The sequence below is a fragment of the Synechococcus sp. MW101C3 genome (genome assembly GCF_002252635.1).
Lineage (GTDB): Bacteria > Cyanobacteriota > Cyanobacteriia > PCC-6307 > Cyanobiaceae > MW101C3.
In genome coordinates, this window is sequence record NZ_NQKX01000005.1 from 102979 (window position 1) to 129937 (window position 26959).

The window sequence follows — 26959 nt, forward strand, 5'->3', positions numbered from 1 at the left end:
TGGTGGCGCTGAGCGGAGGGTGTCGGATCGGCCGTCAGGCAATACAGAACGAGGTGAGCGATTGGCCGATGATGGGCCATACGTGCAGCCCCGATGGCCCAAGGAGCGATCAAGGCCCATGCCAGGCAAGCCCCTCGAACCTGCTCGACGTCCCACGCCAGAGCGAAAGGCCGAGGCCATCACCCTTTGCCAGGTGGAGGGCCTGCCTGTGGTCGAGGTGGCCAAGCGCCTTGGCCTCTCCCGGAGCAGCCTGAACCGCTGGCTACGCGATGCTCGAAAGGAGGCGAACGAAGCGGAGCGGATCAAGGCTCAGGTAGAGCAGCTCCATGCAGCCATCGAAGCAGCTGCCGCACAACACAGCGCGCTGGAGGCCCAGCTCAGCATCCTCCGCACGGAAGCGGAGCTGCTCTCGCATGAGCTGAGCCTGGCCCTGGCTGGCGGTGCGCTGAACGCGAAGCCCATCGCCAAGAAGCGGAAAGGGGCAGCGGACAGCGGCGAACGCTGGCAGCCCCTGAGCCACTCCCAACTGGGTCAAGACCTCTGGGTGCTGGAACAGCTGGGCTGGAAGCGGAGCGGCTATTTCGTGGAATTCGGAGCCACCGATGGGGTGCTGTTGAGCAACAGCTGGCTACTGGAGAAGCACTTCGGCTGGGAAGGAATCTGCGCCGAACCCAACCCGAAGCTGTTTGAGCGGCTGCAGCAGAACCGCTCCTGCACACTCAGCCCGGCCTGCGTGTACCGCAGCAGTGGGGAGCGCATGCGCTTTGTGCTGGCCGATGCCTATGGCGGCCTGGCCGAGCTCGGCACAGAGGATCAGCACGGCCCCAAACGTGACGCTTACGCGGCGGCTGGTGAAGTGATTGAGGTCACGACCACGTCACTGATGGACCTGCTGGCACAGCACGGGGCACCGCCGCTGATCGACTACCTGAGCATCGACACCGAAGGCAGTGAGCTGGCGATCCTCGAAGGGCTGGATTGGGATCGTTATCAGTTCAGATGCATCACGGTGGAGCACAACTTCACGGCGCAGCGCCAGGGGCTGCAAACCCTTTTGGAAGCGCGGGGGTATCAGCGCCAGGAAGCCCAGTGGGACGATTGGTATGTGCTTATGGATGAATGACGACACCTCAAGAGGAGCTGCTTTCAGCGCTCTGATGTGTGTTTAGCGGCAGAGATTCGTTAGCACCTTGCCGCCAGGGAGGCATGGAGCTCTTGAATGTCCGTGAAAAGGGTGTGAGGAGAGTATCTCTGCCATAGCCGTGCCAAGCCGGCTCGCTTGGAAGCAAGAAACTCATTCTTGTCAGCTGGCTTTCACAGAAACGTCGGCAGGGAGAGCACAACTAAATCAGTGTCTGGCACAAAGGGCTATCCCCTTCGGGGTGCCTGCATTGAGATGGTCGATTAAGGATGCCCAGGGGAATCCGAAGAGGTGATCGCACTGTTGGCACGAAGCACCTGGTGCGCGCGTTGGAAGGCCTACTGTTCAGTGATCGCAGGGCCTTGCCATTCGCCATCGAAACTCACAACAGCATCGTCTTCAACCAGCTCGCCATGGAGCGGCACCAGATCTGAGCGGGTTTCCAGATCGAAGAGATAGTCAGAGGCGGCCAGACCACTGAGCAGCGATCGGTTGAAGGCCAGGAGTAACACACCGGTGGCGATCATGTGGCAAGAGTGGTGCGCCAGCGCACGGAGATACGGCTGAGTGTGGGTTCCGCCGTGCTCAATGATCACAACGGGGAACGCCCCGATCCAGTCAGACGAGAAGGCGGGGCTGAAGGGATGGGTGATAACGTCCGCTTCCGCGTCGAGGTGCAATAGCGCCGGGGCCGCAGACGGCTGGGTAAGGAGTTGAAGGATCGTTTCATGCAGCTCTGAAGCCGTGGCACAGCTCTGGATTTCAAACGCTTGATTGTGCACTTCAGAGGCCACGGCGGCTTGGACGCCACTACGGCGCAGGAGTGCCTCGACGCGGGCTTCGGGATAGCGCGTGGCCAGCCACTGGCTGGAGAGCCCAACGACGATGCCAGCATCCACAATCAATGGCTGCAGAGCAGCGTTCTGTATGCGACGCAGAGCCCGGGTGAACTGCTGGGCCTGGGGCAGGCCGTCGATGCTGAGGTAGTCGGGGTTGGAGAAGCGTTGCCGTTCTCGGCTTTGCTCGATGCGGCTGGAGGGCTCAAAACAAATGGGCTGCGGTTCTCGATGAGCATCAGCAATCAGCGCTGTGGGCGTGAGTGGCGCCGAGGCGGGCATGCCTGGGGGCTGCTTGATCGCAAGCTGCACGCGCAGGACCTGCAGCCACAGCACTGAATCCATAGGCTGATGTTCCAGAGCCTCCAGGAGAATCATCAGGTGATCCGTGAGTAAATCGACACTCAACTCCACATCAAGCCGGCCAATGAAGAGGCGAACCAGCTCCATCACCAGATCGGTGTTGAGCGGTTGCAGGCGGATGGCTTGCCCGAGGAGTTGGATGGCGTGGGCAATAAGCCCTTGTGCTTCAGCCTGCTTAGCTTGATCGATCAAGCCCTGGAGCTGCTGACTGTGCACTTTGAGCCGCTGTGCGCGAGAGGCATCAAATCATAGATGCGTAAATCAATCTCGCTCGTCGCTATTGCCAGAACCAAACCAGGTACCACAAAAAAGCAGAGGCACACAGAAAGACAGCTTGATTCGACCATTCTCGCCTTTGCTTATCGCACAACATTTCCATCCCAGGATCGGCCAGCAGAACATTCTCTTTGTCAACCATAAGATGAACTGAGGCAGAACAGTCTCTCACACTCATATCTCTCGGCCGATAGTTGTATGCGTGGTTGAGCTTCAGGATGGTGCAGGCCCTTCGGTGCAATGAAACCAAGACGCCGCAGCAGCAAGCGGGCCGTGCGCAAGCGAGTGATCATGCCTCCGCTCACGCACGTCCCAGGGGAGTAATTGCTTGCCGTGATGCATAGCACAGGCAAGGGGCCTGTGCTATGCATCACGGCAAGGAAACCCAAATATGTACCGGCAAAACGTAACCGGGAGTACGAAGGCTCTTGCGGATAGCCCTTTGAATTAGGTCTATCACCGGTGCCTTCGTGAATCCTGCCATCCCTCTGGTACCCGTGATCCTCTGCGGCGGCACGGGCAGCCGCCTGTGGCCCCTGTCGCGGGCCAGCTATCCCAAGCAGTATTGGGCCCTGGCCGGCGACGGCAAGGACACCCTGCTGCAGCAGACCCACCAGCGGCTGGAGGGGCTGCCTGGCTTGGCGCCGCCGTTGCTGATCTGCAATGAGGGTCACCGCTTCATCGTGGCCGAGCAGATGCGGCAGATCGGGGTGGAGCCGGCGGGGATCCTGCTGGAGCCGATCGGCCGCAACACCGCTCCGGCGGTGGCGGTGGCGGCCCTGCAGGCCACCGCCAAGGGCGACGACCCGCTGCTGCTGGTGCTGACGGCCGACCATGTGATCCGCGATGCCGCCGCCTTCCGCACCAGCGTGGAAGCCGGGCGGGCAGCGGCGGAAGCGGGCCTGCTGGTGACCTTCGGGATCGTGCCCACGGGGCCGGAAACGGGCTATGGCTACATCGAGGCCGCCGAACCGGTGCGCAGCGAGGCACCGATGCCGATCGACGGCTTCGTGGAGAAGCCCGATCGCGCCACAGCCGAGCAGTTCCTGGCGCCGGGCCGCTTCACCTGGTACAGCGGCATGTTCCTCTTCCGTGCCAGCGCGATCCTGTCGGAACTGGAGCGGCTGGCCCCTGAGGTGTTGAGCGGCTGCCGGGCGGCGGCGCTGGATCAGGACACGGCCGATCTCGATTTCCTGCGGCTGGAGCGGGAAGCGTTCGCCAGCTCCCGGAGCGTGTCGATCGATGTAGCCGTGATGGAGCGCATGGGCCTGGGCGGGATGCTGTCGCTGGAGGCCGGCTGGAGCGATTTGGGCAGTTGTAGCGCCCTGTGGGAAACGGCCGATCAGGACGCGCAGGGAAGCCTGCTGCTGGGGAGGGTGATCAATGAAGGCGCCAGCAACTGCCACCTGCGCCGCGAACACCGGCTGGTGGTGGGCCTGGGGGTGGAGGATCTTGTGGTGGTGGAAACCGACGACGCCGTGCTGATCGCTCATCGCGACAGTGGCCAGGAGGTGCGGATTGTGGTGCGGCAGCTGGAGGCGGTGGGGGCGCGAGAGGGCAGCGCCCATCGGCGCATCTACCGGCCCTGGTGCTCCTACGACGGCATCGTGGAGGGCGAGCGCTGGCAGGTGAAGAAGATCGTGGTGAATCCAAGCGCCAGCCTTTCGCTGAAGAAGCATCACCGCCGGGCAGAACACTGGGTGGTGATGCAGGGCACCGCAGTGGTGGAGAAAGACGGCGTGGAGGAACTGGTGGATGAAAACCAGAGCACCTACATACCGCTCTGCGCTAAGCACCGCCTTGACAACCCCGGCAAGATCGCGGTGGAGATGATTGAGGTGCAGAGCAGGCCTTGTCTGGGTGAAGACGCTCTTGTGCGCCTCGAAGATCGGTATGGGCGAACCGACACGCAGAGCCAGGATGTCTCCCACTTGCAATCTGCCCTCAACGCCGGCGCGGAATGAAGATCCAGATGGTTGCAAGTGGTGACGTAGCCTGCTGGAACAGCTTTTTTTCGGCGTCTGGGCCACTGAACAAGTGGTGGATTGCTTGTAGTGGAAGCGGTCCATGTGCCTCTCGTTCACCTGGCCGGTGCTGCATGGAAACAGCAACTTCACAGGGGAAGATGTTGTCTTCCCTTCACATAGCAGCACGCATGAAGGAGACTGTCACTTTTCCGTCCCTCCGCTCTGAGATGCGCCATCTTGCCCACCAAGGAGCGGTTTCATGAAGGCCGTGATCCTTGCCGGCGGGCTCGGAACGCGACTTGCTGAGGAAACCCACCTCAAGCCAAAGCCGATGGTGGAGGTAGGCGGCAAGCCGATCCTTTGGCACATCCTCAAAACCTACAGCCACCATGGCATCAATGAATTCATCATCTGTTGTGGCTACAAGGGTTACGTGATCAAGGAGTACTTCGCCAACTACTTTCTACACACAAGCGACGTGACATTCCACATGGATCTCAACCACATGGAAATCCATCGCCGCATGGCCGAGCCCTGGAAGATCACCCTGGTGGATACGGGCGACACCTCGATGACGGGAGGCCGACTCGCTCGGGTCAGGGATTTTCTTCATGACACGTTCTGCTTCACCTACGGCGACGGTGTGGCCGATGTGAACGTGGGTGCGCTGGTGGAGCACCATCGGCAGGAGGGGCGCCAGGCCACCCTTACGGCCGTTCAACCCCCAGGCCGTTACGGAGCTCTGGGCCTAGAGGAGAAAGCTGTCCATAGCTTCCAGGAAAAGCCCGATGGCGATGGCTCCTGGATCAATGGAGGCTATTTTGTTCTAGAGCCCTCCGTGATCGATCTCGTGGATGGAGATGCCTGCGTTTGGGAGCAGGGGCCGCTGAATCATCTAGCCAACAGCGGGCAGCTCAGCGCCTACCGCCACCACGGCTTTTGGCAGCCGATGGACACCCTGCGCGATCGCCAGAAGCTCGAGGAGCTTTGGACCAGCGGCCAGGCACCCTGGAAGGTGTGGAACTGATGGCAGAAGGGAGGATCGATCCAGGCTGGTGGCGAGGCCGTCGGGTGTGGCTCACCGGCCACACCGGCTTCAAGGGAAGTTGGTTGGGGCTCTGGCTGTGTGAGATGGGGGCAAAGGTGAGCGCGGTGGGGCTGGAGCCAGAGGGTGTTCCCCATCTCTTCCATCAGCTCGATCTCTCACGCCGGCTAGACCACCACATCGGCGACATCCGGGATGCAGATGCCATGCGTGAACTGGCGGAGCAGGCCCAGCCCGAGGTGGTGCTGCATCTGGCGGCCCAGCCATTGGTGCGCCGCAGCTACCGGGATCCGCTTGGCACCTGGGCCACCAACGTGCAGGGAAGCCTCCACGTGCTGGAGGCCCTGCGCAGCCTCCAGCATCCCTGCGCTGTGGTGATGGTCACCACAGACAAGGTGTATGCCAACCGTGAATGGGATTACGGCTATCGGGAGAACGATCGCTTGGGCGGCCACGATCCCTACAGCGCCAGCAAGGCGGGCGCTGAAATCGCAATCACCAGTTGGCGCCACAGTTTCTGTGGCCCTGCGGCCCATCAGACCCCGCACCTGGCCATCGCCACGGCCAGGGCCGGCAACGTGATCGGCGGCGGCGACTGGGCGGAGGATCGGATCGTGCCGGATGCGATGCGGGCGCTGGCGGCGGGACAGGCGATCCCTGTTCGCAACCCACAGGCCACACGCCCCTGGCAGCATGTGCTGGAACCTCTGGGGGGCTATCTGCTGCTGGCCGAACGGCTTCTGGAAGCGCACGGCACCTCCAAAGCCAATGCCTACACGGATGCCTTCAACTTTGGCCCCAGCCTCGAATCCAACCGAAGTGTGCGGGAGCTGATCGAGCAGGCGCTCCTTCATTGGCCTGGGCAATGGGCAGACCTGTCGGACGCCACCTCACCCCATGAGGCGGGCCGGCTCCATCTCCAGGTGGACAAGGCCTACCACCAGCTGCACTGGTTGCCGCGCTGGGCATTCGACACCACGGTGGAACGAACGGTGGCCTGGTACCGACAGCTGGTGGAACAGCATGATGCGGCCCAGACCACCTGCCTGAATGACCTCGCAGCCTATGTCAACGCTTCCCCCACGAACTGACTATGACTGACCTGATTGCCCTGAAACAGGAGATCCTCGAGCTCACCCGCCGCTACGCCAGGGAGGCCCATGCAGCTTTCCGGCCGGGTGTGGATCCGGATCGGTTGCCATGGCAGGAGGGGCAGGCGATTCCCTACGCCGGCCGGGTGTTCACCGAAGACGAGGTGGAGGCTGCGGTTGGAGCCACGCTGGATTTCTGGCTCACCCTGGGATCCGAAGGTGCGGCGATGGAAAATGAGCTGGCGGCATTCTTGGGGGTGCGGCACAGCCTTTTGGTGAACTCGGGATCGTCGGCAAACCTTGTGGCGATCTCGGCGCTCACGAGCCACAAGCTTCCCGCTGGCAAACGGATCCGGCCCGGCGATGAGGTGATCACGGTGGCGGCGGGGTTCCCCACCACCGTGGCACCGATCGTGCAGGTGGGTGCGGTGCCGGTGTTCATCGATGCCGACCCGATCACGGGCAATGCCCGCTGTGACCAGCTGGAGCAGGCCTTCAGTGCCGGCAAGACCAAGGCGGTGATGATGGCCCACGCCCTGGGCAATCCATTCGACCTGGCTACCACACTGGCCTTCTGCCGGAAGCATGATCTCTGGCTGGTGGAGGACAACTGCGATGCGCTGGGCTGCAGCTACTCGATGCCCAGGGACCTAGCAGAAAGCCTCGGATTCAGCGAGAACAGCCCAGGGCTGGATGAGGGGCCGGATCGGGTAATCCGCTGGACGGGAACCTGGGGTGACATCAGCACCCAGAGCTTCTATCCACCACACCACCTCACGATGGGGGAGGGGGGGGCGGTCAACATCGTGCGGGATCAGAAGCTGAAGGTGGTCGCCGAGAGCTTCCGCGATTGGGGGCGCGATTGCTGGTGCCCCAGCGGTGTGGACAACACGTGCAACAAGCGCTTCGGTTGGCAGCTGGGTGAACTACCGGCTGGGTACGACCACAAGTACACCTACAGCCACCTGGGTTTCAATCTCAAGCCCCTCGATACCCAAGCAGCGATTGGCCGGGTGCAGATGCGGCGCCTCCCGGCGTTCATCGAGGCACGCAAGCAGAACTGGCAGGTCCTGCGCGCTGGGCTTGAGCGCCATGCCGCATGGCTTGATTTCGCCTTGCCCACCCATGCCACCGGCTGGAATGCTGATGGATCGTTTGATTGGGACGAAACCGGTTGCCGTACCATCTGCTCCTGGTTTGGCTTCAAGATCGCCGTGCGGCCGAAGGCTCCCTTCTCTCGTACTCAGCTAGCTCAGGAACTCGATGCACACCGCATCGGCAACCGCATGCTGTTCGGGGGAAATCTCCTGCGCCAACCGGCCTTCGTCCAGCTGCGTGAGGACAATCCGGAAGCCCTGCGGGTTGCTACCTCTGTGGAGGGCTCCGATGAGATCATGAACACAATTCTGTTCCTTGGCACCTATCCCGGGCTTTCAGAGGCCATGCTCCAGAACGAAGTCGATGTGATCGCAAACTTCTGTTTGGCGAACGCCGGTACCGCTAGCGCTGCTTAGGCTCATGCGGATCTTCGTCACTGGCGGCACAGGCTTCATAGGTAGCCACTTTCTGAAGGTAGCCCTAGAGGCTGGACATGAGGTGCTGGCCGTTCGCCGCTATGAAACGTCGCATCCGGCTATTCCTTTGCCAAGTGAACCCACCTGGATCCAACGAGATCTAAACGATCTCCAATCGACAGACCTGAGCGGTTGTGACGTGGTAGTCCATCTTGCCTCGGCAGGGGTAAGTCCAAAACAGGCTTCCTGGCGAGAGCTCGTGCAAGTGAATGTCGTTGGATCGACTCATCTAATTGCAACCGCTCAAACTGCGGGGGTTGATCGCGTAATTGTGGCAGGAACTTGTCACGAATACGGAGCCTCGGCCTCCCGATATGAGGCGATTCCACCTGACGCGCCTCTGGAACCTCTCAGTCTCTATGGTGCGAGCAAGGCGGCTGCATTTCATTTGCTATGTGCTTATGCACGTACACATCGCGTCAAGTTCTGCTATGGACGGATTTTCACAGCCTACGGGGAGGGTCAGTACCATGGCAATTTCTGGCCCTCCCTCCGCGCAGCTGCTCTTCGTGGAGTTGACTTTCCCATGACCACAGGACTACAGATTCGGGACTTCATTCCCGTGGAGAAAGTTTCATCCGTTTTGCTTGCGCGATGTGACCGAACGGATATTCATGTAGGCCAGCCACGCGTTGAAAACATCGGATCTGGGCGACCGCAAACTCTGCTTGCCTTCGCCGAACAGGAATGGCGGCGCCTAGGCGCCAATGGAAGTTTATTGCCAGGCTCAATAACATCTCGCCATGATGAGATGGAACGAATTGTCTCCTTGGTTTCACAATAGCAAATGAATGGCCCTTACGCCTTGGCTCGCGGCAAGCGGATTACCATTATGCCCTTCTTCCTCGTATTAACATTCTGCACTGCCACGGTTACTAGATTTACTCCTTTTACATGCCCAGGGGAGCCTTTGCTCGGAGGAGCAATCATCCACGTCATCACGGATGTCCTTTTGCGTACTTTTCCAACTACGCGATTAACCATGTGAGCATTATGTTCACAATCAAAAGCGACCTCTCAAGGCTCGAAAAGCAGCAATCCCAGCCATGAACATCGATCAGATTGCGGAGATGAATCAACTCATCGAGAAGCTACAGGCGAAAGAGATTGACTTTGACTATTGCACACAAAGAGCAACAGAAGTTTTTGCAGCTGTTCACGACGCATCCGACAAGAAATCATCAGCAGATGTTAAGTATTGGTATAATATGCTGCTACAGAATGGGGCTGAGCGCGAGCCACCTCCATCTCCTCATACTGCGTTCCTCGATTTTCTCGAATACGTTAAAGCACACTCACCCGACACAGTTGTTGTTGATTGCGTAGATTTCTCGAAATCTATCAGATGGCATCTTGATCCATCTGACAAAGCAAGTGCTGGTTTCCTTTCGAAAGGTTGTTATAGGCTTTTCACAGACATGGTTTCTATTGAGGCCGGCTTTCATGAACTATTTCTAAAAGAGAGCCCAGGAAGTTCAGACTGGCGGCAGCTTCTTGCAAGTTGTCACCGTGAAGTAAGCGCAAACACTTTAGAAGAGTCGGTAGCTGAAAGTTCCGCACAAGAACATATCAGCCAGAATCTGCAGAAGCTACGCAATAATATCACGCATTGGCACGTTATTGTCGCAAAAGGAGGGCTTAGAGTTCCCTTCTCCAATGGCAACACTTTATCATTCGTCCCTCCTGCAGGAACAATAGTCATTTCGGAGAGGCTAGGAAGTTTGCTGGGCTATCCGTTCATTATTGGAAGCTTAGTGGTGTGCCCAGTCTACTCTGGCTGGATTAATACTCTAGAAAGTGTTTACTTAATTGATCTAGAGGGAATGAACTCATACTTCCTTGGCAAGGACATGGGAAGCAGGTATTTGTTTAAGGAGCATTATCGAACAAAACTTGATGCAGGCATCTCCACCTTAATGAAAGATGTAATTGCGTTAAGCCGTGATGGCACTCAGCCAGTCAAGCTAGCGTATATTGCCGGTCAGAGGATTAACTTTGGACACACTATAATCCAAGACATGAACTTCATTGAATCGGCCTCCTCCCTGGATCCCTACAATAAAGCAAGTCTTTTGATCGGTGAGCATGACTACCTTTGTACGTCCCGCCAACTTAGTGCTTCAGATAAGTGGAAACCAGAAAACGTGCTGCCTATACGGGAGTTCGCTTGTGGATACAATACATTTGCGATTCCAGCATTTGAATGCTATCCATTGCCAACATTTCGCGCTACAAGTTCTTCAATAGATAAACTCTCGAAGTATTTTCAGGCCTCTCCTGGCCTGCCTATCACTAAGAAAAGCGCGATCTATCTCTCGATTGATCAGAGGACTGGAGCCAGATCCTGCAATAACTACGATAGAATCTGCGACTGTATAGTAGAGCTAGCACTCCGCCATGGCACTGATGCTATAATTCTGGATTCTCTTACATCAGTTCCGGTCTATGGCAAGAATGGATTCAATCGCATAGTTGAGCATGGCTTAATTAAGCCATTCGAGCCAGAGATTTATAAGCAGATCAAAATGAGACTAGAGTCTTGCTCTCTTATGGCTCAAGACTGGCATGGATCTGACTTACTGTCCAAAGTAGTCTATGCTCAGAATTTTCAAGTCAAGGCAGCAGTGGCTTCTTATGGATCGTCTTTAATGATTCCGATTTATATTCTTAATTGCCCAGTATATATTTTTGGCCATGAACTTCATGACAAAGCGCTGGGAGAATGGCGGTGGCATACTGGCGTCTATTGTTTTGATCAAAGGATCGAGCCTGAGCATTGGATCACATCAACGGGTGATCATAATGGCTATTGCGTAGATATTCCATGCTTAGGAGATGCTCTTGAGGACGCCTTGAGCGCAACAACTAATGGATAGAACAGATTTATACAACCCAGTTCTTATGCGTCTGATTAGGAATGGATCCTCCCTAACTGGTGAGCACAGCGTTGATAGAGTCAAGGCCTCAATAATGTATTCCAAACTCCTTTTATCTGATAGCATCAAAAATGTTCCACTGCGTGAATCTACCATTGATTACGCAAAAGTCTTTCGGGCGGAAAACCATCCCAGACTTTCTAGTTGCTTGCATAGCATATTTACTTCAGACTATACGTTCTATCAGTTTCTTGAGGCCATGGGGTCTTCAATTATGGCTGATAAGGCTTTTAACAGCCTTGGAGATTATGCGCATCTCAGCATTGCCGATGTATTTCGAAGTGAATGGTTTTCAGCTACCCCATATGACATGCTCGTGGACGCTTCACCGCATCCTCCAGCCGATATCTTGGCATTGAACAAGTACTGGGCAGAGAACTATAAAGCGTGCCATTGGCATACAATATGGAATAGAATCCCACTGCTACCTGTAGTGCATGATTCCAATCCTGAGGCGCTTGTTCAGCCATTTATGTCTCTCTGCTTGCCTCATAATGTTGGGAGCACAATCATCTTTGGCTACTCGATTGGGGATCTGCTTGTCTGCCCAGTATATTCCAGGTTAATGGTAGAGTTCTGTGGTGTACTACTTGCCGACCTTCATACAGCCGAAAGCGCTCTGCTTGCATCTTGCTGCCTAGCTAGCAACTTAGAAGCTGATGACTTTATGATGAGATCTATAGTTGACAGCATTAATCTATCGCTACGCGCTTTGCAAAGTGTTAAGAATAGTGCAGTTTCGACTGTACCACTTGAGCGAACATTGTTGGCCGGAATGCATTATAATTATGGCCATACGATAATCAATGATACTCTGTATATTGACCCAGACTTTTCATTGCGACCAAAAGCCGATGACCCATGTACCACTGTTACGCTTGGGCTATGGGATTACGTTGATTCAGAATTAGTCTTAATGACGCAATCCGCAAACAGCCTAGAGCTTCGTTTTCGATCTTTGGAAAATGATAAGCTGGACTATTTCTTTGTTTCCTTTCAATATTATTATTGTCCTTTGCCATCCCACCGGCCTAGCTTGAGATCTCTCCGATCTCTTTCTGTTGCCTGCAGAAAGGCCTTGGGTGCCACGTATCATGGTTTTCATCAGTTCAGCAGTGCTGCTATTCAAAAGACAGAGACTCTCGTTAAAAGTATCTACATAGCCGTTGATCAACGACAAGGTTGCAGACAGATGCTTAATGCAGTCGATGTATTCAACATCATTTCAGAGTTTGCTCGTTCAAGAGGGCTCGCTCTTATTATCGACGGCTTAACCAGTTATCCGGTTTACCCTGTAGACGTGGAAGGCTCACATTCTCGAAACTACCGGTTTCAGCCTGCACTCAAAGGCTGCACAGACTTGCTTGAAATAGCTAAATCAATGCAAGTTCAGGCAGCAAACCTAGATGGCATGACACTCCAGCAGAAGATTGGCTTCATGCGGAGTCAAGATATCTGGCACGCATTTACTTCTTATGGCTCTTCATCGATAATACCGATTTATCTTCTCAATTGTAGAATATCTATTTATGGCTCCTCGTATCTCGCGAAAAGCACGAGAAGCGCATGGTCATGGCATATAAGTAGCTTATGCCATCCGCAGAGGGTAACCCAAGAATTCTACTTACCATCTTCATCCCAAGGCGATGCGGGCTATTTCGTTGATATTGAATTTATGCGCAAGTTTTTGGAAGAGCTGTAGTCAAAATAGGGATTCCTGAAAGTTACAGATTGGTTGTTCTCCACTTGGCCTTAGCGGTTGACAGACGGTAAGCCCAGCCAGGAATGCGGTAATCGTGGATTGCTGCTACTGATCACAGCCGCACATGTCCCGTCAGCACCATAGCGGTCAGCTTTCAATCGTGGATTTCCACGTGCCCTTTGGCCGCACACTCGCCCATTTCAACGGCTGTGTACGGTCGTCCCTCCAATTGGCGCACAAGTTGAGCCAAGCCTCCCCGCTTTCCGGAAAGATGTCACCCCTCTCCATCGCACACCCGGGGGCTTTATGGAGGAGATCAATGCGTCGTTACAGCGAGGCCGTCTAGGAAGCTGCTGAAAAACCAGCCCAGCCGCGAGAGATTGACGAAACGGCACTGAGCGGGTGCACAGCCAGCAGGAGAGGGCCGTGCCCCTGTTCTCCTACGTGTCCACCGAGGCCCCCCTCTGCCCGGAAAGATGACGCCTCCCCATCCTGACCACTTTTTCCACCAGGGGTCTTGATGGATCAGAGCTATGCGTCGTTACAGCGAGGCCGTCTAGACGCAGGCTTGTGCGCAGCAGTGGGCTGATGTCAGGTGGCGGATGAGACCGCCACATCGAAGAGGCGTGGCCCAGATCTCCGCAGAATTGGGCATTCACGTGGGCACCCTCTACAACTGGAGGAAGACCTGGCGGATACAGTGAGAGGTGGTACCGGCATCCGAGAAGGATGCTGAGGGCTGGGGCGCCACCAAAACAAGTTTCCGGTGGTGGTGGAGACCGCAGGATTGAACACCACCGAGCTCAGCGCATGTTGCCGCGAGCGGGGCCTGCCTGCACGCGGGGCAGGTGGAGCGCTGGCGACAGGCATCCCAGGATGCCAACGAAAAGCCAGTATTCACCTTGGAGACCTAATCCGGCGAGCTCGACGAGCTGTCGGAGCAGAGGGAGCTCGAACTGCTCCTTGCCCAGGTCCAGCGGGAGATCATACGCCTCAAACAGGAGCTGCGCCGCAAGGAGAAGGCCCTGGCCGAGGCGGCAGCGCTGCTGTAGCGGAACGCTTCTGCGAAGCAGTACGCCTCACAAAAGATTCAAGCCTTCTGGGGAGAGTACGGGGACGCCTGACGACCCCGAACGACCGCCGGAAAGCCCAACAAATTCTCGACGAGGGTGTTGCCGATGGTGCCCGAGACAGTGAGCTGGCTCTGCTCCTGGGCGTTGGCCTCACCACGCTGCAACGCTGGCGACGCCAGTTCGCCGCTGATGGCGACGGTGTAGACCGGCGCAAGGGACGCCAACGCCATGTGGCTCACCGCCTAAGTGAGGAGGAGCTACAGCGAATCCCGCTCACCTGTAACGAGCCCGAATTCGCCGCGCTGCCGCCCAGGCAGATCGTGCCGATCCTGGCCGATCGCGACCCGTATAACTCCTTTGGAGAGGCCTGCGGCTACGGCTCAGAGCGCAGCTTCTACCGGGTGCTGCATACCCAGGTAGGCCCAACGCCGCGGACGTGCCAGGCCACCCCAGGAGCCGCGCCCAGTGCCAAGGCTGCGGGCCGATGGCCCGAACCAGGTGTGGAGCTGGGACATCACCCACCTCCCGACCAAGGTGCGAGGCGTGTGGCTGTACCTCTACCAGGTGATCGAAGTCTGGAGCCACAAGGTGGTGGCCTGGGATGTCGCCGAGCGGGAAGCCCCAGCCATTGCAGCCGATGTGATGAGCCTGGCCTGCCGACGCGAACGGGTCAGCAAGGGTCGCCAGCAGCTGCTGATACTGCATGCCGATAACTGCAATGCCTAGCCGCAGGCTTCTCGCAAAGTTGTGTGCCGCTACGATGGAGAGCCGGCTGGAAGGTCTGGATGTGCTGCGGTCGTTCTCAAGGCCCAGAGTGTCGAATGACAACCCCTATTCCGAGTCGCCATTCTGCACGGCGAAATGCCGGCCTGATTAACCAAGCCGGCCGTTCGCCAGTGTGGAGGAGGCCTGCCATTGGGTAGCGACGGTCGTGGGCTGGTACAACCACCAGCATGGCCACAGCGGCATCAAGTTCGTGACGCCCCACCAGCGCCACAGCGCCCTGGCTCTCGAAATCTGCCTTCACCGGGCCAACGTCTATGAGCAGGCCCGCCAACAGCATCCCCACCCCTGGAGTCGATCGTCGCGGTGCTGGCGTCAGTCGGAGATTGTGCGGATCAATCCGCCTCCACCAGAAGGCCACGCCGAAATGGCTACGTTTGTCATAGTCGCCTGATTGGCCGCAGGCGCGTCATCATTCTTGGCAGTCACCGCTGCTGGCGCCATCCAGAGGTGGTGTGGATCAACAAGCCTCCAGAAGATACAATGTCGACTCTGGCGGTACCATTGGCTTAGGCCGCTTGAGAACAGCCCAAGAATGACAGCTTTCATGAAAGTCACCGGCAGGGCTTGACCATAGATCGGTTTCTTGGTCGACAATAGGCACCTTGATGGATAGGTCATACCGAGTGGGCTTCTTTCATGGCGCAGGGGGCTGGGTTTTCCAGAGCCTCCGGAGGCTCATGAAATACTTGTGAGATGCTGGGGATGTTATCATCAGCAGATCTATAAACCTGTCATCACGAAATGACTGGCCAATGCTTGGGCTGTCAAAGGTGAGGAAATCTTCTCTGCAGCCTGAAAGCGGCGCCGATTGCCTCATAGTAACTGCAAACGGAAGGTCTTTTTTCCATCCTGCCGATGCAGGCTCTCGAAAAATAGCCAGAGACAGCAAGTTGGCAATATCATCCAATGGAGATTGGAGAAGTTGTTCGTACTCAACTATCACCAACTTGTCTTGCCTCACCTGCTGTGCCTCAAGATAAGCAAGGAGCAGCGCCCAAGTCCTTAGGTACCAGTCCCTCCAGGCAAAGTATTCATTTACCTTGATTTCCAACACCAGCGCATCATAACTCTTATTGATCCACTTTCCTCCTTGGCGGGCTTTCAATGTGGACACATAAATGTCAAACAGATTATTTCTATAGTTGCAAAGTATGAATGTGTCTGACATAATTATGCGCTGCAGCAGCTCCTCATAGTTCTCAGTGATTAAGAAGTCGCCGAAGACATGTTCAGCGAATAGCTTCGAAACTACAAGCTTATTCTTTGCGTGCTTCTTCAAACCTATTCCTGCAGCGGCTAGTGCAAGCTCATGAGCTTGAAGAGGGCTGGCGGCCAGGGATCGGCCAACAAGGTCTCGAACTAATGCTTGTAGCGAATCACTGAGACTTTCGGCCAGCTTAGTGTCCAAGAAGTAGTTATACTCGACTGAGCCACGGGCATGTTTATATATCTCGCCAAACGGATAGATCGACTGACTAGCCGCCAAGATGCTTAGCAGCATATTAGAACCGCTTCTTCCAGTTGCGAGAATGAGAACGTCACTAGGCATCGCATTCAATGCTTCTCTAGAATAGGATTGGCGCATACGAGATAACCATATCACACATATATGACGGAGACCACCCTCGAAACAGCTCCACACCCAACCATACGGCAGAGACCCACCCGTTGCCCTGACTGGAAGTAGATTGGCAGGCTCGCCTGATGTACGGGCCGGCTTGAGGTGACCGGATGCGGCAAAAGGATCCTGCTATTAGATTCTCACATTGTTATCTCCAGCTTGGCTTAGCATTTCCAGAAACGGCGAAAGCCTTTCTGAGGCATAAACTCGCTTTCCAACAAAAGACAACCACCTCACGCGAGGCTAGTGAACTGGTGTTATCACCAACCCTTAGGAGTTCAATATCCTAAGGAACGCATTACTGATATGTTCCCACCCTATGGCTCCCACCTGATTCTGCAAAGCTTGTGAAATTGAATGACGCTCAGCAATGGTATAATCGGGAAGTTTCACAAGCAATTCAACTGCTTCATCTGGACTTGAATAATACAGAGCCTGGTTTGCAGTGTAGTAAGTGGTGCTTTCAAGGCTCTTAGTAATGATTGGCAGACCGAAAGCCATGGCCTCAATTATTGCATTGTTAGCTGTGGCAGATATCAGTGGTTGGAATAGAAAGTCCGAAGTCATATATTCGTGATGCAGCTCTCGATTGGATAAGCCTGAAGTAATAATCTTGAGATTACCTAGGCTCTGAGCCTGTGCATGTTCGTGTGATTGCAAGGCCATTCCAGTGCTCACCCATACAAACTCATAGGCGGGGCATGCCTCTGCAGCCTTGAAAATAAGTGCACGGTCTCGAAGCCAGTTACCGACAGTGAGCAACTTAAATGAGTCACCAAAACCATTCGGCGTAAGACGTTCGGTCCGACTCAGTGCCGATTGCTGGCCGATGGCAATGAGCTCTGCATGCACACCATGCGGGATAACGGATACCCGATCACTACCGACATTGAGTTCATCTTGAAAGAAACTAACCTGGCAGGGACTAATACAGATGGGATTAATTTGAGCGGCGGGAAACGCGCTTTGATCGATGATATCCGTTGAGAGGATGCTGCTGGGCTGATGAAACCATGTGAATATGCGTGTGTCAGGATGAACTTGGTGGTCACGAAGAGCCAGCCCCAGCAAGCTACCTGCGTGCTCTCCGTCGACACATATGATATCTGCAGACTTATACTTAAGAATTCCGATGAGCTCTGTTTCCAACCTTAATGCGTCATCTGTCGCGCTCTTCAGCCCTGTCAAGGTTCTGATCCAGTCATACTCCTGGCTCTTTCCAAGGCAAGTCTTGAAGTGGAGTGCCCCCTCAAGATATTGCACAAATCCTGTAGGCCCGCTCAGCCTGGTAAAATGAGGATAATCAGTGGAGATAACAACAAGCGGCCGTGATTCACAATCCGCCTGAGTAAGTTGGCTCAGCAGTTTTTCTTGATCCAAGCTGAGTGCTGCTACTATCCAATCATTCCAAGACTGGCCAGTAAACACGCTAAGGAGATCTTTGTTGGGTTGAGTACTAAGCTCCGATTTGGTTCTTACTTGATTCATGAACTGCCAAAGATGATTCATCCAATTGGTTGTGGACAGATCGATCGCCCTTGGTTCAAACCCAAGCAATTTAAATTCCCTTTCCATCCATGAGCCCTGGCTGACCACAAATTCAGGAAGCTCCTTGGTATTGTCTCTCAAACAATGCAGACTCACTGCGTCGTAAAAGATTCCGGATGTTCGAAACTTATAGTTGTCTGGATCGTATAGCCACACGATCTTATTGGCTGTGGCTAGAACTTCAAAATATTCTTCGCTTGAATAATGCCTATCGGAGAACAGGGCAAGCCTTGGTAGCTTGTCGCAAAGAAGGCGAATCTCATCAACACATGATTGCAGCCAGTCATCACAGTATGTGATATGAACTTCGATCTGAATTCGTGATGCAGCTTCAGCCAGGTCGTCAGCAGGAAGTTGCGTGATCCACTTCAGAAACTCTCTGACAGTCTCAATGCCCTTATCCGGTTTTGCGTCACCAAGGTAAAGGAGAACCTTGGAGCGACTGAACTCCTTGCCATTGCCATGGGACTTCAAGGAAGCTCTAAGGTCAGCCCCAGCATTGTGCAGCCCGACTAACCATGGGCTCCTGGTGAAACTCAAAAAAGGATAGTTCTGACGAAACTCTGCGAGCAGCTCCCAATGGTATTCGGATGTAACTCCTACGATAATCCTATGGCCATTGCTTAATGCCGCGTCGTTAAGACTCCGGAGTGCAATGGAGGTGAAACAGTAGTCGTGTTGCTCGGAGGCCTCTGATCTCAGACCCTCATAGGGACTGAACATCAACGAAATGACAACATGCTTGCTCTGCTTAAAAGCAAGATAAAGCCCTAGGCCATACAAGTGAAAGTGCAGGAGAGTGTGACCGATGAGTATGTCTGCATCGAACGACTTGAGCTTGCAATAGAAGCTCCTTGCCTGTTCGCAATAGCTGCTGACGGCAGAATACCGCTTCGGATCAATATAGCCAGACTCGCTGAAAGCAGGTATGACTATGTCTGTCAATGAATAGTCAGCAGACACCTGGTTGAGTTCCACACGTGCGTCTGCATAGACTTTGGGCCCAAGCCAACACAACTCATGTGTAAGGCTATGATTCACGCCGTGGTGATGACCTCCTTTCTTGTGATAGCAGGGATCAATAATCGCGATCCTGGGATTGTCGTTGCCATCTCGTGTCATAGTGGGCCTCAGCGCAGGGATGACTCAATCTGATGAAAACCAGCCATGGGTGGAATAACAGTATGCAATGCCTTGGCTATGCGGGCTAGTTCCTTTAAGCTGAGCAATGAAGAGATGGCAGACCGGTTTCCGTGCCCCATGTAAAGAACGGGGAATCCATGGACCTCATCAGTATCCTCAGTAAAAAGATGGCAGGAGGTTGAGGATGAAATCATGAACACAATGGTGTTCCAATAGCGCAGCTCAGGGAGATCAGATTCGGCATGCAACACTTCATGCAAGACTTCAACCTCAGCATGGCCTGAGAAGATCCTCTGGAGATAGCCAGGCTCCCAAGATGGGTACAGCCCAGAGCCAACAAGCACCTGCTCTGGTCTCAGCAACAAATCATTGAAGGTGTGTCTGCCGAGCCAAAAGACGGGCTCTTCAACATTGATACTTCCATGGTCAATCGCACTAAGGAGTATGCGTGGACGCACTATTGATCTCACCTTCATAATCGAAGTGATATCAATTGTATGCATAAGAGGGGTGGTGGAAGGGAAATGGCTCATCCCCTGCATTGGTGGAACAATGCATTCACCGCAAATTGCCTGCCACAGCAGTTCTGATATGGTATTCCATGTGATTTCCTTCTGGGTTGACACTTTCACCACAGCCTGAAGAAGAACTGGTAAGGCATTTTCTGGTTCAGCGGTGGGATGAAGCAGCTGGCTGGAACAACCAGTGCCATGCCATCGGCTGGTCCCTATCACGGCAACCATGTCCCAATATTGAAGCTCAGGCATCTGGTATGAGTTATGCTTAAAGGCTGTGAATTGGCTCCAAGACCAGTGTTCGGAGTCGAGCCTTGCTGATATGAAGTTTTCGTCCCATGAGGGCTGCAGCGTGAGCATAAAGAGCAATTGATCATCTGACACTTGCGTTGGCCAGTCATTCTTTGTTCCAAGCCAAAAGACAGGTTCGCTGCTGTTGACAAATCGGCGACTGTTCCCCTTGCAATTAGCGCGGGTTTGCTGAGAGTGCATGGGCATGGTCGGATGAGTCTTTGCAGAGCTGTTGGCGCCAGAGTGCGAATGACCGCTCAGGATTGACTGCATTGCGAGTAAATAGCTCTCTGCAATACGAGCTCGGCTGTGAGTCTGTCGGCACCGTTCGGCTTCACTCGTGCTATCTGCGGGCAATGCAACATCAATAAGCTGTTTTTTAATGGTACGAGCAAGCAAATTGGTTGCATGGCCGAGTCTGGTCTTGTCGTGAGCATTGAAGCCGTTGGCAATGTTGAGCCGATCGCCCACCACTCGCATCAGCTCTGGATAGGCTCCTGCAATCTCTGTGTTGCCACCGACTGCAAAGGCGGCAATTGCAGTTCCTTGCTCAAGTGTCTCGATGAGAAGATTTGAGTAGTTCTCTTCAATGGAAGGGAAGATAAGCAAGTCTACCAATCCAAGAATAACTGCCAAGTGATGGCTAGGAACTCGTCCATGGCTCACAACGCTGATAAGTGGTTGACATGCGCCTATGCGGCTGTACTGGTTGACTAAGTCTCCTATGATTGTCTCTGATCCTTCTGTTGCGCCAGCTAGATGCAGCTCTATTCCTTCATTCAAGTCTTTTGAACTTGCCACTGCCATTGCCAGTGCCTTGACACCAATCAAGCTGCCTTTGCGTGGGTCATTCAGATCATCAGCAACAAGGGCAACTTTTCGTTTTTTTGTGCGGAATTTAGATGCGATACTCTCAACCTCATCTGGAGTGCAAATGGCATCGTCTTCGACTGGGTTCTTCAGGGAACTCAGTACATGATCATTGGAATGGGGAAGAGCAGAACTGGCTGCTTCCTTCACAATCCATTCGGAAGGGCCTGTCCAGTAGAAGTTTGGAGCGCTCAGGATTGCATGCTTGATATGGTGCTGCCGTTCTGCCAGCAACTGTGTTCTTCTCGTAGCCAGTTGGGGACAGCCGCTGCATATCTTGGTAAACAATCTGCACCCTGCCGAATAGTGGCACGCACCTGTGAAGTGATTTTGATCATGCATGGTAATCAAAACTGGCTTCTTCGTATCGCGAAGGTGCTGGAGGCACCTGATTGAAAACAGACCCGAAACCCAATGCATATTGACAATGTCATGTTCGTCAAACAAATCAATCAAAACTGCATCGTAAGGCCCTTCGAGATCTAGCGCACTAAGATAAGTGGTGGAGAAATCACTCCTTTCCTCGTTTAAATGCATTGACAGTTTTTCGTCTGCCCATTCGCTGCCATGCTTATAAACCTTGCGCGTGGCAGTCTGCCCCGTTTTCTTATTGTATTCGCGCAGCCATAGGTCAGCATTTTCCCTGTAGACAAGAGTGGCCCTAGAAACCTTGTTCTGTTCTCTGATGGCTTCCCATATGCGTCTGCAGGCTATGCCTGCTCCCCCACTTAGTCGTGTTGATGCAAATAGAACTCGCATAGCTGATTTATCCAGAGCCTATGCTCTGTCCCTCGTGTGCGCTTGAAATGCCAACCAAGAATTCTTGATTCCTTCTTGCAGGCCAATTTGTGGCTGCCATCCCGTGGCGGTGATTCGACTCACGTCGAGTTGTCTCTTTGGCGTTGCGTCTGGTTTGGTTGAGTCCCATTGGATTGCGCCGCTGTAGCCCACCGTACTGGTTGCCAGTTCAGCCAGCTCCCTGATAGCAAGATCTACACCGTTACCCACGTTTAGGTGCTGCACCGGCTCGATCGAATCTGACGAGTAGTGCTCAAGCGCATGCACGCAGGCCTCACCCAGATCATCCGCTTGCAGGAACTCCCTCAGCGGCGCGCCCGTACCCCACCGAGGCACGCTTGGCGCAACGCTTTCCCTGTCCTCGTGGAATTGGCAGATCACGGCGGCCATCACATGGCTGTGGGTGGGATGGTATTGGTCACCCGGCACATAGAGATTGGTGGGCATCAGGCTGATCGCATCGAAGCCGTACTGGATCCGTAGCACCTGGCAGGGCTTAATGCCGGCGATCTTGGCGATCGCATCCCACTCATTGGAGGGCTCCAGGGTCTCCTGATGCTGCTCAAGAGCCTGGAGCTGCAGAAATTGCTGGGAGGCCGTTGAGACAGGCAACAGCGCGATCAGACCGTTAGTAGCTCCATGGCCGTGGCCGTCAACCCCGAAAGGTCGAGCCGCTGCCTGGCCTCCCACAGCTGGTAGCTGTCCTGCAGCGCCAGCCAGCTGTCGGGGCTGCGACCCAGCACCTTCGACAACCGCAGCGCTATGTCCGGTGTGACCCGGCTTTTGCTGGCCACCAGCCGCTGAAACGTGGAGGCAGACACCCCCAGCCGCTCCGCCACTTTCCGAATCGAGAGCTCGCAGGGCTCGAAATACACCCCCGCGATGAACTCGTCCGGATGAGGCGGCTGATGCATCGCGATCGCTTGTGCCATCAGTGGCAATCCTCATCGTGGAGATCAAAGACGTGGCCCGCGCAGAACACAAAGTTGGGCCACCACGCTTCATGCCGGGCGCGGATCCAGCGGCCAGGGCTGCTGTTGCACTTGCCATTCTCATAGCCGGATGCTCCCACGGGCGGCAAACTCGGCCACCGTGCCCGCCAGCCCCTCCGCCAACGGGATGCGGGCGCGCCAACCCAGGGCCGCCAGGCGGCTCACATCCAGCTGCTTTTTCGGGGTGCCGTCGGGCCTGGTGCTGTCCCACTCCAGGCTGCCGGCAAAGCCGGTGGCGGCGGCCACCGCTTCCGCCAGCTCGCGGATCGTGAGATCCACGCCCGTGCCCACATTCAGAAACTGCAGCTCTTGGGGCCCCGGCTGCCAGCGCTCCAGCGCGAACACGCACGCCTCGCCCAGATCATCCACATGCAGGAATTCCCGCAGCGGCGTGCCGGTGCCCCAGCAGGTCACGCTCGGTGCATTGGCCTGGGCCGCCTCATGAAACCGCCGGATCAAGGCCGGCAGCACATGGCTGTTGGTGGGGTGGTAGTTGTCGCCAGGCCCATACAGATTGGTGGGCATCAGGCTGATCGCATCGAAGCCGTGCTGGAGCCGCAGCGCCGCACACAGCTTGATGCCGGCGATCTTGGCGATCGCGTACCACTCATTGGTGGGCTCCAGGGCTCCAGTGAGCAGCTCCTCTTCCCGGATCGGCTGCTCAGCGAACTTCGGGTAGATGCAGCTGCTGCCCAGGAACAGCAGCCGCCGCACGCCGTTGCGCCAGGCGTTTTCGATCACATTGATCTGGATCTTGAGGTTGTCGAGCAGGAAATCAGCTGGATAGCTGCTGTTCGCCGCAATGCCCCCCACCTTCGCGGCCGCCAGCACCACCACCGTGGGCTGATGCACGCCAAACCAGGCCGCCACCGCCGCGCCATCGAGCAGGTCGAGGTCCTCGCGGCCGGCGGTGAGCAGGGCGCCGCCCTGGGCTTCATCCCCATAGCCGGCGCGCTGCAGTGCCCGCACGATCGCGCCACCCGCCATGCCGCGGTGGCCCGCCACGAAGAAGCGGTCGGCTGGGGTGATCAAGGGTGTGGTGGAGGTGGTGGTCATGGCGAGAACAACCTGTTCAAGAGCTGCACTCCAGGCTTGCGGCCACGAGCCTGAGCCCCCGCTTGGTCCACTAGTGGACTAAGGTGCATTGGTTGGCAGCAGCCTCTCGTCGCCATGCGCACACCCTTGCGGATCGTGAATGTGCACGAGGCCAAAACCCACTTCTCGCGGCTGATCGATGCCGCCCATGCTGGTGAAACCATCGTGGTGGCCAAAGGCGGACGTCCCTGGGCGCGGCTGGTGCCTCTGGAGCAGCCCACACCCAAGCGCAATCCCGGCGTGTTGCGCGGGATCATCACCCTGCCTCCGCCGGAGGTGCTGCTCGAACCGCTGCCGGAGGAGGAGCTCGCCGCTCTGGAAGACCCCCTCCTGTGAGCACTGCTTTGCTGCTCGACACCCACGCCCTGCTCTGGTGGCTGGCTGAACCCGATCGCCTCTCTCCAGCAGCCCATGCCGCCATTGCCGATGACACGGCACGGGTGCTGGTGAGTGCGGCTTCCGGCTGGGAGATCGCCACCAAGGTGCGCCTGGGCAAGCTTCCCGCCGCCACTCCCCTGCTCGAGCAGCTGCCCGCCATGTTGGCCGCCCAGGGGTTCGACCTGTTGCCGATCGAGCTGCGCCATGGCCTGCGGGCGGGCAGCTACGGGATGGCCCATCGCGATCCCGTTGATCGCTTGCTGGCCGCCCAGGCCGAGCTGGAGGCCCTCACCCTGGTGAGCGTTGATCCAGCTCTCAGGGCCTTTCCCTGCAACCTGCTCTGGTAAGCCCGCCATCAACCCTTGCCTCCGGCCACCGTCACCGCCGCCGGGTTGGTGGGCGGGTTCTCCATCGAGCCCACCACCTTGAAGCCCTTCAGCCGCAGGATCGCCTCCTTGCGCGCTTCCTCCTTATCGGCCGCCACCATCTCCGCCACCAGTTGCTCCAAGGTGGTGGTGGGCGTCCAGCCCAGCTTCTCGCGTGCCTTGGTGGGATCACCCAGCAGCGTTTCCACCTCCGCCGGTCGGAAATAGCGCGGGTCGATCCGCACCACCACTTCGCCGCTGCTGCGCTTGCCGATCTCCTCGGTGCCCGTGCCCTCCCACTCGAGCTCCCCCCAGCCCAGCTCCAATGCCGCCAGCTCGATGAAGTGCCGCACCGTTTCCTGCCGGCCCGTGGCGATCACGAAATCCTCCGGCGGCCCCTCCTGCTGCAGCATCCGCCATTGCATCTCCACATAATCCCTGGCGTGGCCCCAATCGCGCAGCGAATCGATGTTGCCCATGTAGAGGCAATCCTCCAGCCCTTCGTTGATCCGTGCCAGGCCGCGCGTGATCTTGCGCGTCACAAACGTTTCACCCCGCCGTGGTGACTCATGGTTGAACAGAATCCCATTGCAGGCATACATGCCATAGGCCTCGCGGTAGTTCACCGTGATCCAATAGGCAAAGAGCTTTGCCACCCCATAGGGGCTGCGCGGATAGAAGGGTGTGGTTTCCTTCTGCGGTATCTCCTGCACCAGCCCATACAGCTCACTGGTGCTGGCCTGGTAGATGCGCGTTTTCGGTGTGAGCCCCAGCATCCGCACCGCTTCCAGGATGCGCAGCGTGCCCATGGCATCGCTGTTGGCGGTGTACTCCGGCGCCTCAAAGCTCACCGCCACATGGCTCTGGGCGCCAAGGTTATAAATCTCATCCGGCTGCACCTGCTGGATGATCCGGATCAGATTTGTGCTATCCGTTAAATCGCCATAGTGCAGTGTGAGCCGCGGATTCTCTTCATGGGGATCCTGATAAAGATGATCGATGCGCGCCGTATTGAAGCTGCTGGCGCGGCGCTTGATGCCGTGCACCGCGTAGCCCTTCTCCAGCAGCAGCTCGGTGAGGTACGAGCCATCCTGGCCGGTGATGCCTGTAATCAGAGCGGTCTTGGCGGCTGGGGGCACCGGCGGACTTCGGCGTGGATTCGATGCCAACAAACTACGCCGAGAAGGCAAAAATGTCTGCGCTGGTCCGGTGGATCACGTGGCTACTCACACAGGCCCCGATCGCGCAGGCCTGCGCATCAAGGAATAGGGGACATTGCCGTTCTTGCTGTTGGGATGGCTACCGCCATGGCGTTTCGCCCAGGCGCTGCACGCACCACGCCCCGAAGCTGCCGTGGAGCGCAGCGCCGTGCGGTGCCGCCGCCGGCAGCGCTGTGGCGGCTGCCGCCAGCGCTGCCAGCCAGGCGGCTCCATCGTGGCCGTCGGGCCGCTGCCAACCCACCCCCAGCTCCACCGCCTCCGTCGCCAGCCAGCCCTCGCCGTAGCCGGCCGCCGCCGCCGGCAGGCCCAGCGCCGCTCGGCTGGCGGCCCATTGCCACACCATGCCGCTGCTGCGCTGGCCGTAGCGCCGTGGGTCGTAGGCCAGCAGCGCCACCGGGCAGCGCGCCAGCCAGTGCTGCATCGCCCCGCTCTCGATCTCTCCCTCCAGCAACACCAGGCCGATGCCGGCCGCCTCTGCCCGCTGCAGCAGCTGCCGCTCCTGCGGCTCCAGCCCCGTGTGGCTGTGGCGGTGAAACAACCAGCCCCAGCCGGCCAGCGCTGGCGGCACCCCTTGCGCCACCAGCCTCTCCAGCACCGCCAACGCTTCCGCTCGGCCCTTGCCGGCTTTCAGGTCGCCCCAATGCAGCAGCACCAGCGGCGGTGCTGCCGCCGGCAGCGGCTGCGGCGTGCACCCAGCTCCCACCACCGCCGGGTGCACGCCGCCATCGCTCAACCCGGTCGCAGCCAGCAGTGGCTGATACAACCGCTGCTGCTGCCGGCTGGGCAAGGCCAGCGTGAGCTGGTGGCCCTGCTGCGCCGCCGCCCTGGCCAACGCCGCCAGCGCCACCCGGCAGCAGGCCGTGGCCTGGGCGTCGCCAGCGGCGCCATCCAGCCGTTCCCCTGGCGCAAACATCAGGCTCACCAGCACCCTCGCCGCCGGCGCCCCTGCCAGGTAGCGCGCCAGCCCCAGCAACTGAAACGGCAGCAGGCTGTGGGCCAGCCAGGCGCTCACCGGCCCAGCTGGCGCCGCCGCCGCCAGCGCCAGCTGCTGCTCCAGCCGCCGCGCCAGCTGCAACGCCCCACCCAGTTCCAGCCATAGCCGCGGGTCCACGTAGCCGCAGCCGCTGAACACACCCCGCAGCGGCTGCGGTGCCGTGGCCTCCGCCTCCAGTGCCACATCCGCCCACAGCTCCGCGTGCCACCCCCCCTGGCGCAGAGCCGCCAGCAACGGCCGGTTCACTTCGCCGTGGTGCCCCACCGTGCTGGCGTAAGCCGGATCCACGATCACCAACCGGGCCATGGCCTTTTAACCCCGTCGCGGGCAACGTAGGCG

The 26959-nt window shown here is 56.9% G+C and carries 20 protein-coding genes and 1 pseudogene; 12 read left to right on the forward strand and 9 right to left on the reverse strand.

Annotated elements, in window-relative coordinates:
* Positions 1–118: 118 nt before the first annotated feature.
* A complete protein-coding gene (locus CJZ80_RS07470) occupies positions 119–1123 on the forward strand; it encodes an FkbM family methyltransferase (protein WP_094511873.1) in 1005 nt (334 codons plus the stop codon).
* 356 nt (positions 1124–1479) lie between these two features.
* Here CJZ80_RS07470 and CJZ80_RS07475 read toward each other — a convergent pair whose 3' ends face one another.
* A complete protein-coding gene (locus CJZ80_RS07475) occupies positions 1480–2532 on the reverse strand; it encodes a hypothetical protein (RefSeq protein ID WP_144036969.1) in 1053 nt (350 codons plus the stop codon).
* A 554-nt stretch (positions 2533–3086) separates the two neighbouring features.
* On the opposite strand from CJZ80_RS07475, the gene CJZ80_RS07480 reads away from it, so the two are divergent.
* From CJZ80_RS07480 to CJZ80_RS15665, 9 genes and pseudogenes are all read left to right on the forward strand, one after another.
* Entirely contained in the window at positions 3087–4580 is a 1494-nt protein-coding gene (locus CJZ80_RS07480) for a mannose-1-phosphate guanylyltransferase/mannose-6-phosphate isomerase (RefSeq protein ID WP_094511877.1), read from the forward strand.
* A 262-nt stretch (positions 4581–4842) separates the two neighbouring features.
* Positions 4843–5610 (forward strand): glucose-1-phosphate cytidylyltransferase, encoded by a 768-nt coding sequence (rfbF, locus tag CJZ80_RS07485; RefSeq protein WP_094511880.1) that lies wholly within the window; start codon positions 4843–4845, stop codon positions 5608–5610.
* Positions 5610–6719, forward strand: a complete 1110-nt coding sequence (rfbG, locus tag CJZ80_RS07490) for a CDP-glucose 4,6-dehydratase (RefSeq protein WP_198948265.1) — start codon at positions 5610–5612, stop codon at positions 6717–6719. Before rfbF ends, rfbG begins: the two co-directional genes overlap by 1 nt.
* A 2-nt stretch (positions 6720–6721) precedes the next feature.
* A complete protein-coding gene (rfbH, locus tag CJZ80_RS07495) occupies positions 6722–8233 on the forward strand; it encodes a lipopolysaccharide biosynthesis protein RfbH (protein ID WP_094511882.1) in 1512 nt (503 codons plus the stop codon).
* A gap of 4 nt (positions 8234–8237) precedes the next feature.
* Positions 8238–9077, forward strand: coding sequence for an NAD-dependent epimerase/dehydratase family protein (locus tag CJZ80_RS15920; RefSeq protein ID WP_094511884.1), 840 nt, complete (start codon positions 8238–8240; stop codon positions 9075–9077).
* Positions 9078–9339: 262 nt separating this feature from the next.
* Entirely contained in the window at positions 9340–11169 is a 1830-nt protein-coding gene (locus tag CJZ80_RS15050; RefSeq protein ID WP_144036970.1) for a hypothetical protein, read from the forward strand.
* Between the two features lie 94 nt (positions 11170–11263).
* On the forward strand, positions 11264–12931 hold the full coding sequence (locus tag CJZ80_RS15055) for a hypothetical protein (protein WP_144036971.1): 1668 nt from the start codon (positions 11264–11266) through the stop codon (positions 12929–12931).
* Positions 12932–13703: 772 nt separating this feature from the next.
* Positions 13704–14204, forward strand: a pseudogene (locus CJZ80_RS15660) (hypothetical protein); the annotation flags it as partial.
* Positions 14205–14469: 265 nt separating this feature from the next.
* Positions 14470–14730 (forward strand): DDE-type integrase/transposase/recombinase, encoded by a 261-nt coding sequence (locus CJZ80_RS15665; protein ID WP_094511888.1) that lies wholly within the window; start codon positions 14470–14472, stop codon positions 14728–14730.
* 694 nt (positions 14731–15424) lie between these two features.
* Here the strand turns inward: CJZ80_RS15665 and CJZ80_RS07515 are convergent.
* The 6 genes from CJZ80_RS07515 to CJZ80_RS07530 form a co-directional block, all read right to left on the reverse strand.
* Positions 15425–16291 (reverse strand): hypothetical protein, encoded by an 867-nt coding sequence (locus tag CJZ80_RS07515; protein WP_094511890.1) that lies wholly within the window; start codon positions 16289–16291, stop codon positions 15425–15427.
* Positions 16292–16681: 390 nt separating this feature from the next.
* Complete coding sequence (locus CJZ80_RS15070; protein WP_144036974.1) at positions 16682–18937, reverse strand: glycosyltransferase family 4 protein; 2256 nt, start codon at positions 18935–18937, stop codon at positions 16682–16684.
* A 152-nt stretch (positions 18938–19089) separates the two neighbouring features.
* On the reverse strand, positions 19090–21537 hold the full coding sequence (locus CJZ80_RS15075) for a hypothetical protein (RefSeq protein ID WP_144036975.1): 2448 nt from the start codon (positions 21535–21537) through the stop codon (positions 19090–19092).
* Positions 21538–21555: 18 nt separating this feature from the next.
* Positions 21556–22188, reverse strand: a complete 633-nt coding sequence (locus CJZ80_RS07520; RefSeq protein WP_233132900.1) for an NAD-dependent epimerase/dehydratase family protein — start codon at positions 22186–22188, stop codon at positions 21556–21558.
* Between the two features lie 8 nt (positions 22189–22196).
* Positions 22197–22508 carry a HigA family addiction module antitoxin gene (locus CJZ80_RS07525; protein WP_233132901.1) on the reverse strand — a complete coding sequence of 104 codons (312 nt, stop codon included), beginning with the start codon at positions 22506–22508 and terminating at the stop codon, positions 22197–22199.
* A gap of 120 nt (positions 22509–22628) precedes the next feature.
* Complete coding sequence (locus CJZ80_RS07530; RefSeq protein WP_094511893.1) at positions 22629–23624, reverse strand: GDP-L-fucose synthase; 996 nt, start codon at positions 23622–23624, stop codon at positions 22629–22631.
* Between the two features lie 114 nt (positions 23625–23738).
* Here CJZ80_RS07530 and CJZ80_RS07535 point away from each other — a divergent pair, with 114 nt between their 5' ends.
* Together CJZ80_RS07535 and CJZ80_RS07540 are read left to right on the forward strand one after the other, a co-directional pair.
* Positions 23739–23999 carry a type II toxin-antitoxin system Phd/YefM family antitoxin gene (locus CJZ80_RS07535; RefSeq protein ID WP_094511895.1) on the forward strand — a complete coding sequence of 87 codons (261 nt, stop codon included), beginning with the start codon at positions 23739–23741 and terminating at the stop codon, positions 23997–23999.
* Entirely contained in the window at positions 23996–24388 is a 393-nt protein-coding gene (locus CJZ80_RS07540) for a type II toxin-antitoxin system VapC family toxin (RefSeq protein WP_094511897.1), read from the forward strand. The genes CJZ80_RS07535 and CJZ80_RS07540 overlap by 4 nt, the downstream gene beginning before the upstream one ends.
* An 8-nt stretch (positions 24389–24396) precedes the next feature.
* On the opposite strand, the gene gmd is transcribed toward CJZ80_RS07540, so the two are convergent.
* Together gmd and CJZ80_RS07550 are read right to left on the reverse strand one after the other, a co-directional pair.
* The gene (gmd, locus tag CJZ80_RS07545) at positions 24397–25545 is read right to left on the reverse strand and encodes a GDP-mannose 4,6-dehydratase (RefSeq protein WP_094511899.1); all 1149 of its coding nucleotides are present in this window, start codon (positions 25543–25545) and stop codon (positions 24397–24399) included.
* A 160-nt stretch (positions 25546–25705) separates the two neighbouring features.
* Complete coding sequence (locus CJZ80_RS07550; protein WP_094511901.1) at positions 25706–26926, reverse strand: hypothetical protein; 1221 nt, start codon at positions 26924–26926, stop codon at positions 25706–25708.
* Positions 26927–26959 lie beyond the last annotated feature (33 nt).

What these genes read in the sequence shown, in the direction of transcription:
- CJZ80_RS07470 (WP_094511873.1), top strand. Translation starts at nt 119, where the DNA reads ATGCCAGGCAAGCCCCTCGAACCTGCTCGACGTCCCACGCCAGAGCGA.
- rfbF (WP_094511880.1), top strand. Translation starts at nt 4,843, where the DNA reads ATGAAGGCCGTGATCCTTGCCGGCGGGCTCGGAACGCGACTTGCTGAG.
- rfbG (WP_198948265.1), top strand. Translation starts at nt 5,610, where the DNA reads ATGGCAGAAGGGAGGATCGATCCAGGCTGGTGGCGAGGCCGTCGGGTG.
- rfbH (WP_094511882.1), top strand. Translation starts at nt 6,722, where the DNA reads ATGACTGACCTGATTGCCCTGAAACAGGAGATCCTCGAGCTCACCCGC.
- CJZ80_RS15920 (WP_094511884.1), top strand. Translation starts at nt 8,238, where the DNA reads ATGCGGATCTTCGTCACTGGCGGCACAGGCTTCATAGGTAGCCACTTT.
- CJZ80_RS15050 (WP_144036970.1), top strand. Translation starts at nt 9,340, where the DNA reads ATGAACATCGATCAGATTGCGGAGATGAATCAACTCATCGAGAAGCTA.
- CJZ80_RS15055 (WP_144036971.1), top strand. Translation starts at nt 11,264, where the DNA reads ATGTATTCCAAACTCCTTTTATCTGATAGCATCAAAAATGTTCCACTG.
- CJZ80_RS07515 (WP_094511890.1), bottom strand. Translation starts at nt 16,291, where the DNA reads ATGCTGCTAAGCATCTTGGCGGCTAGTCAGTCGATCTATCCGTTTGGC.
- CJZ80_RS15075 (WP_144036975.1), bottom strand. Translation starts at nt 21,537, where the DNA reads ATGCGAGTTCTATTTGCATCAACACGACTAAGTGGGGGAGCAGGCATA.
- CJZ80_RS07525 (WP_233132901.1), bottom strand. Translation starts at nt 22,508, where the DNA reads ATGGCACAAGCGATCGCGATGCATCAGCCGCCTCATCCGGACGAGTTC.
- CJZ80_RS07530 (WP_094511893.1), bottom strand. Translation starts at nt 23,624, where the DNA reads ATGACCACCACCTCCACCACACCCTTGATCACCCCAGCCGACCGCTTC.
- CJZ80_RS07535 (WP_094511895.1), top strand. Translation starts at nt 23,739, where the DNA reads ATGCGCACACCCTTGCGGATCGTGAATGTGCACGAGGCCAAAACCCAC.
- CJZ80_RS07550 (WP_094511901.1), bottom strand. Translation starts at nt 26,926, where the DNA reads ATGGCCCGGTTGGTGATCGTGGATCCGGCTTACGCCAGCACGGTGGGG.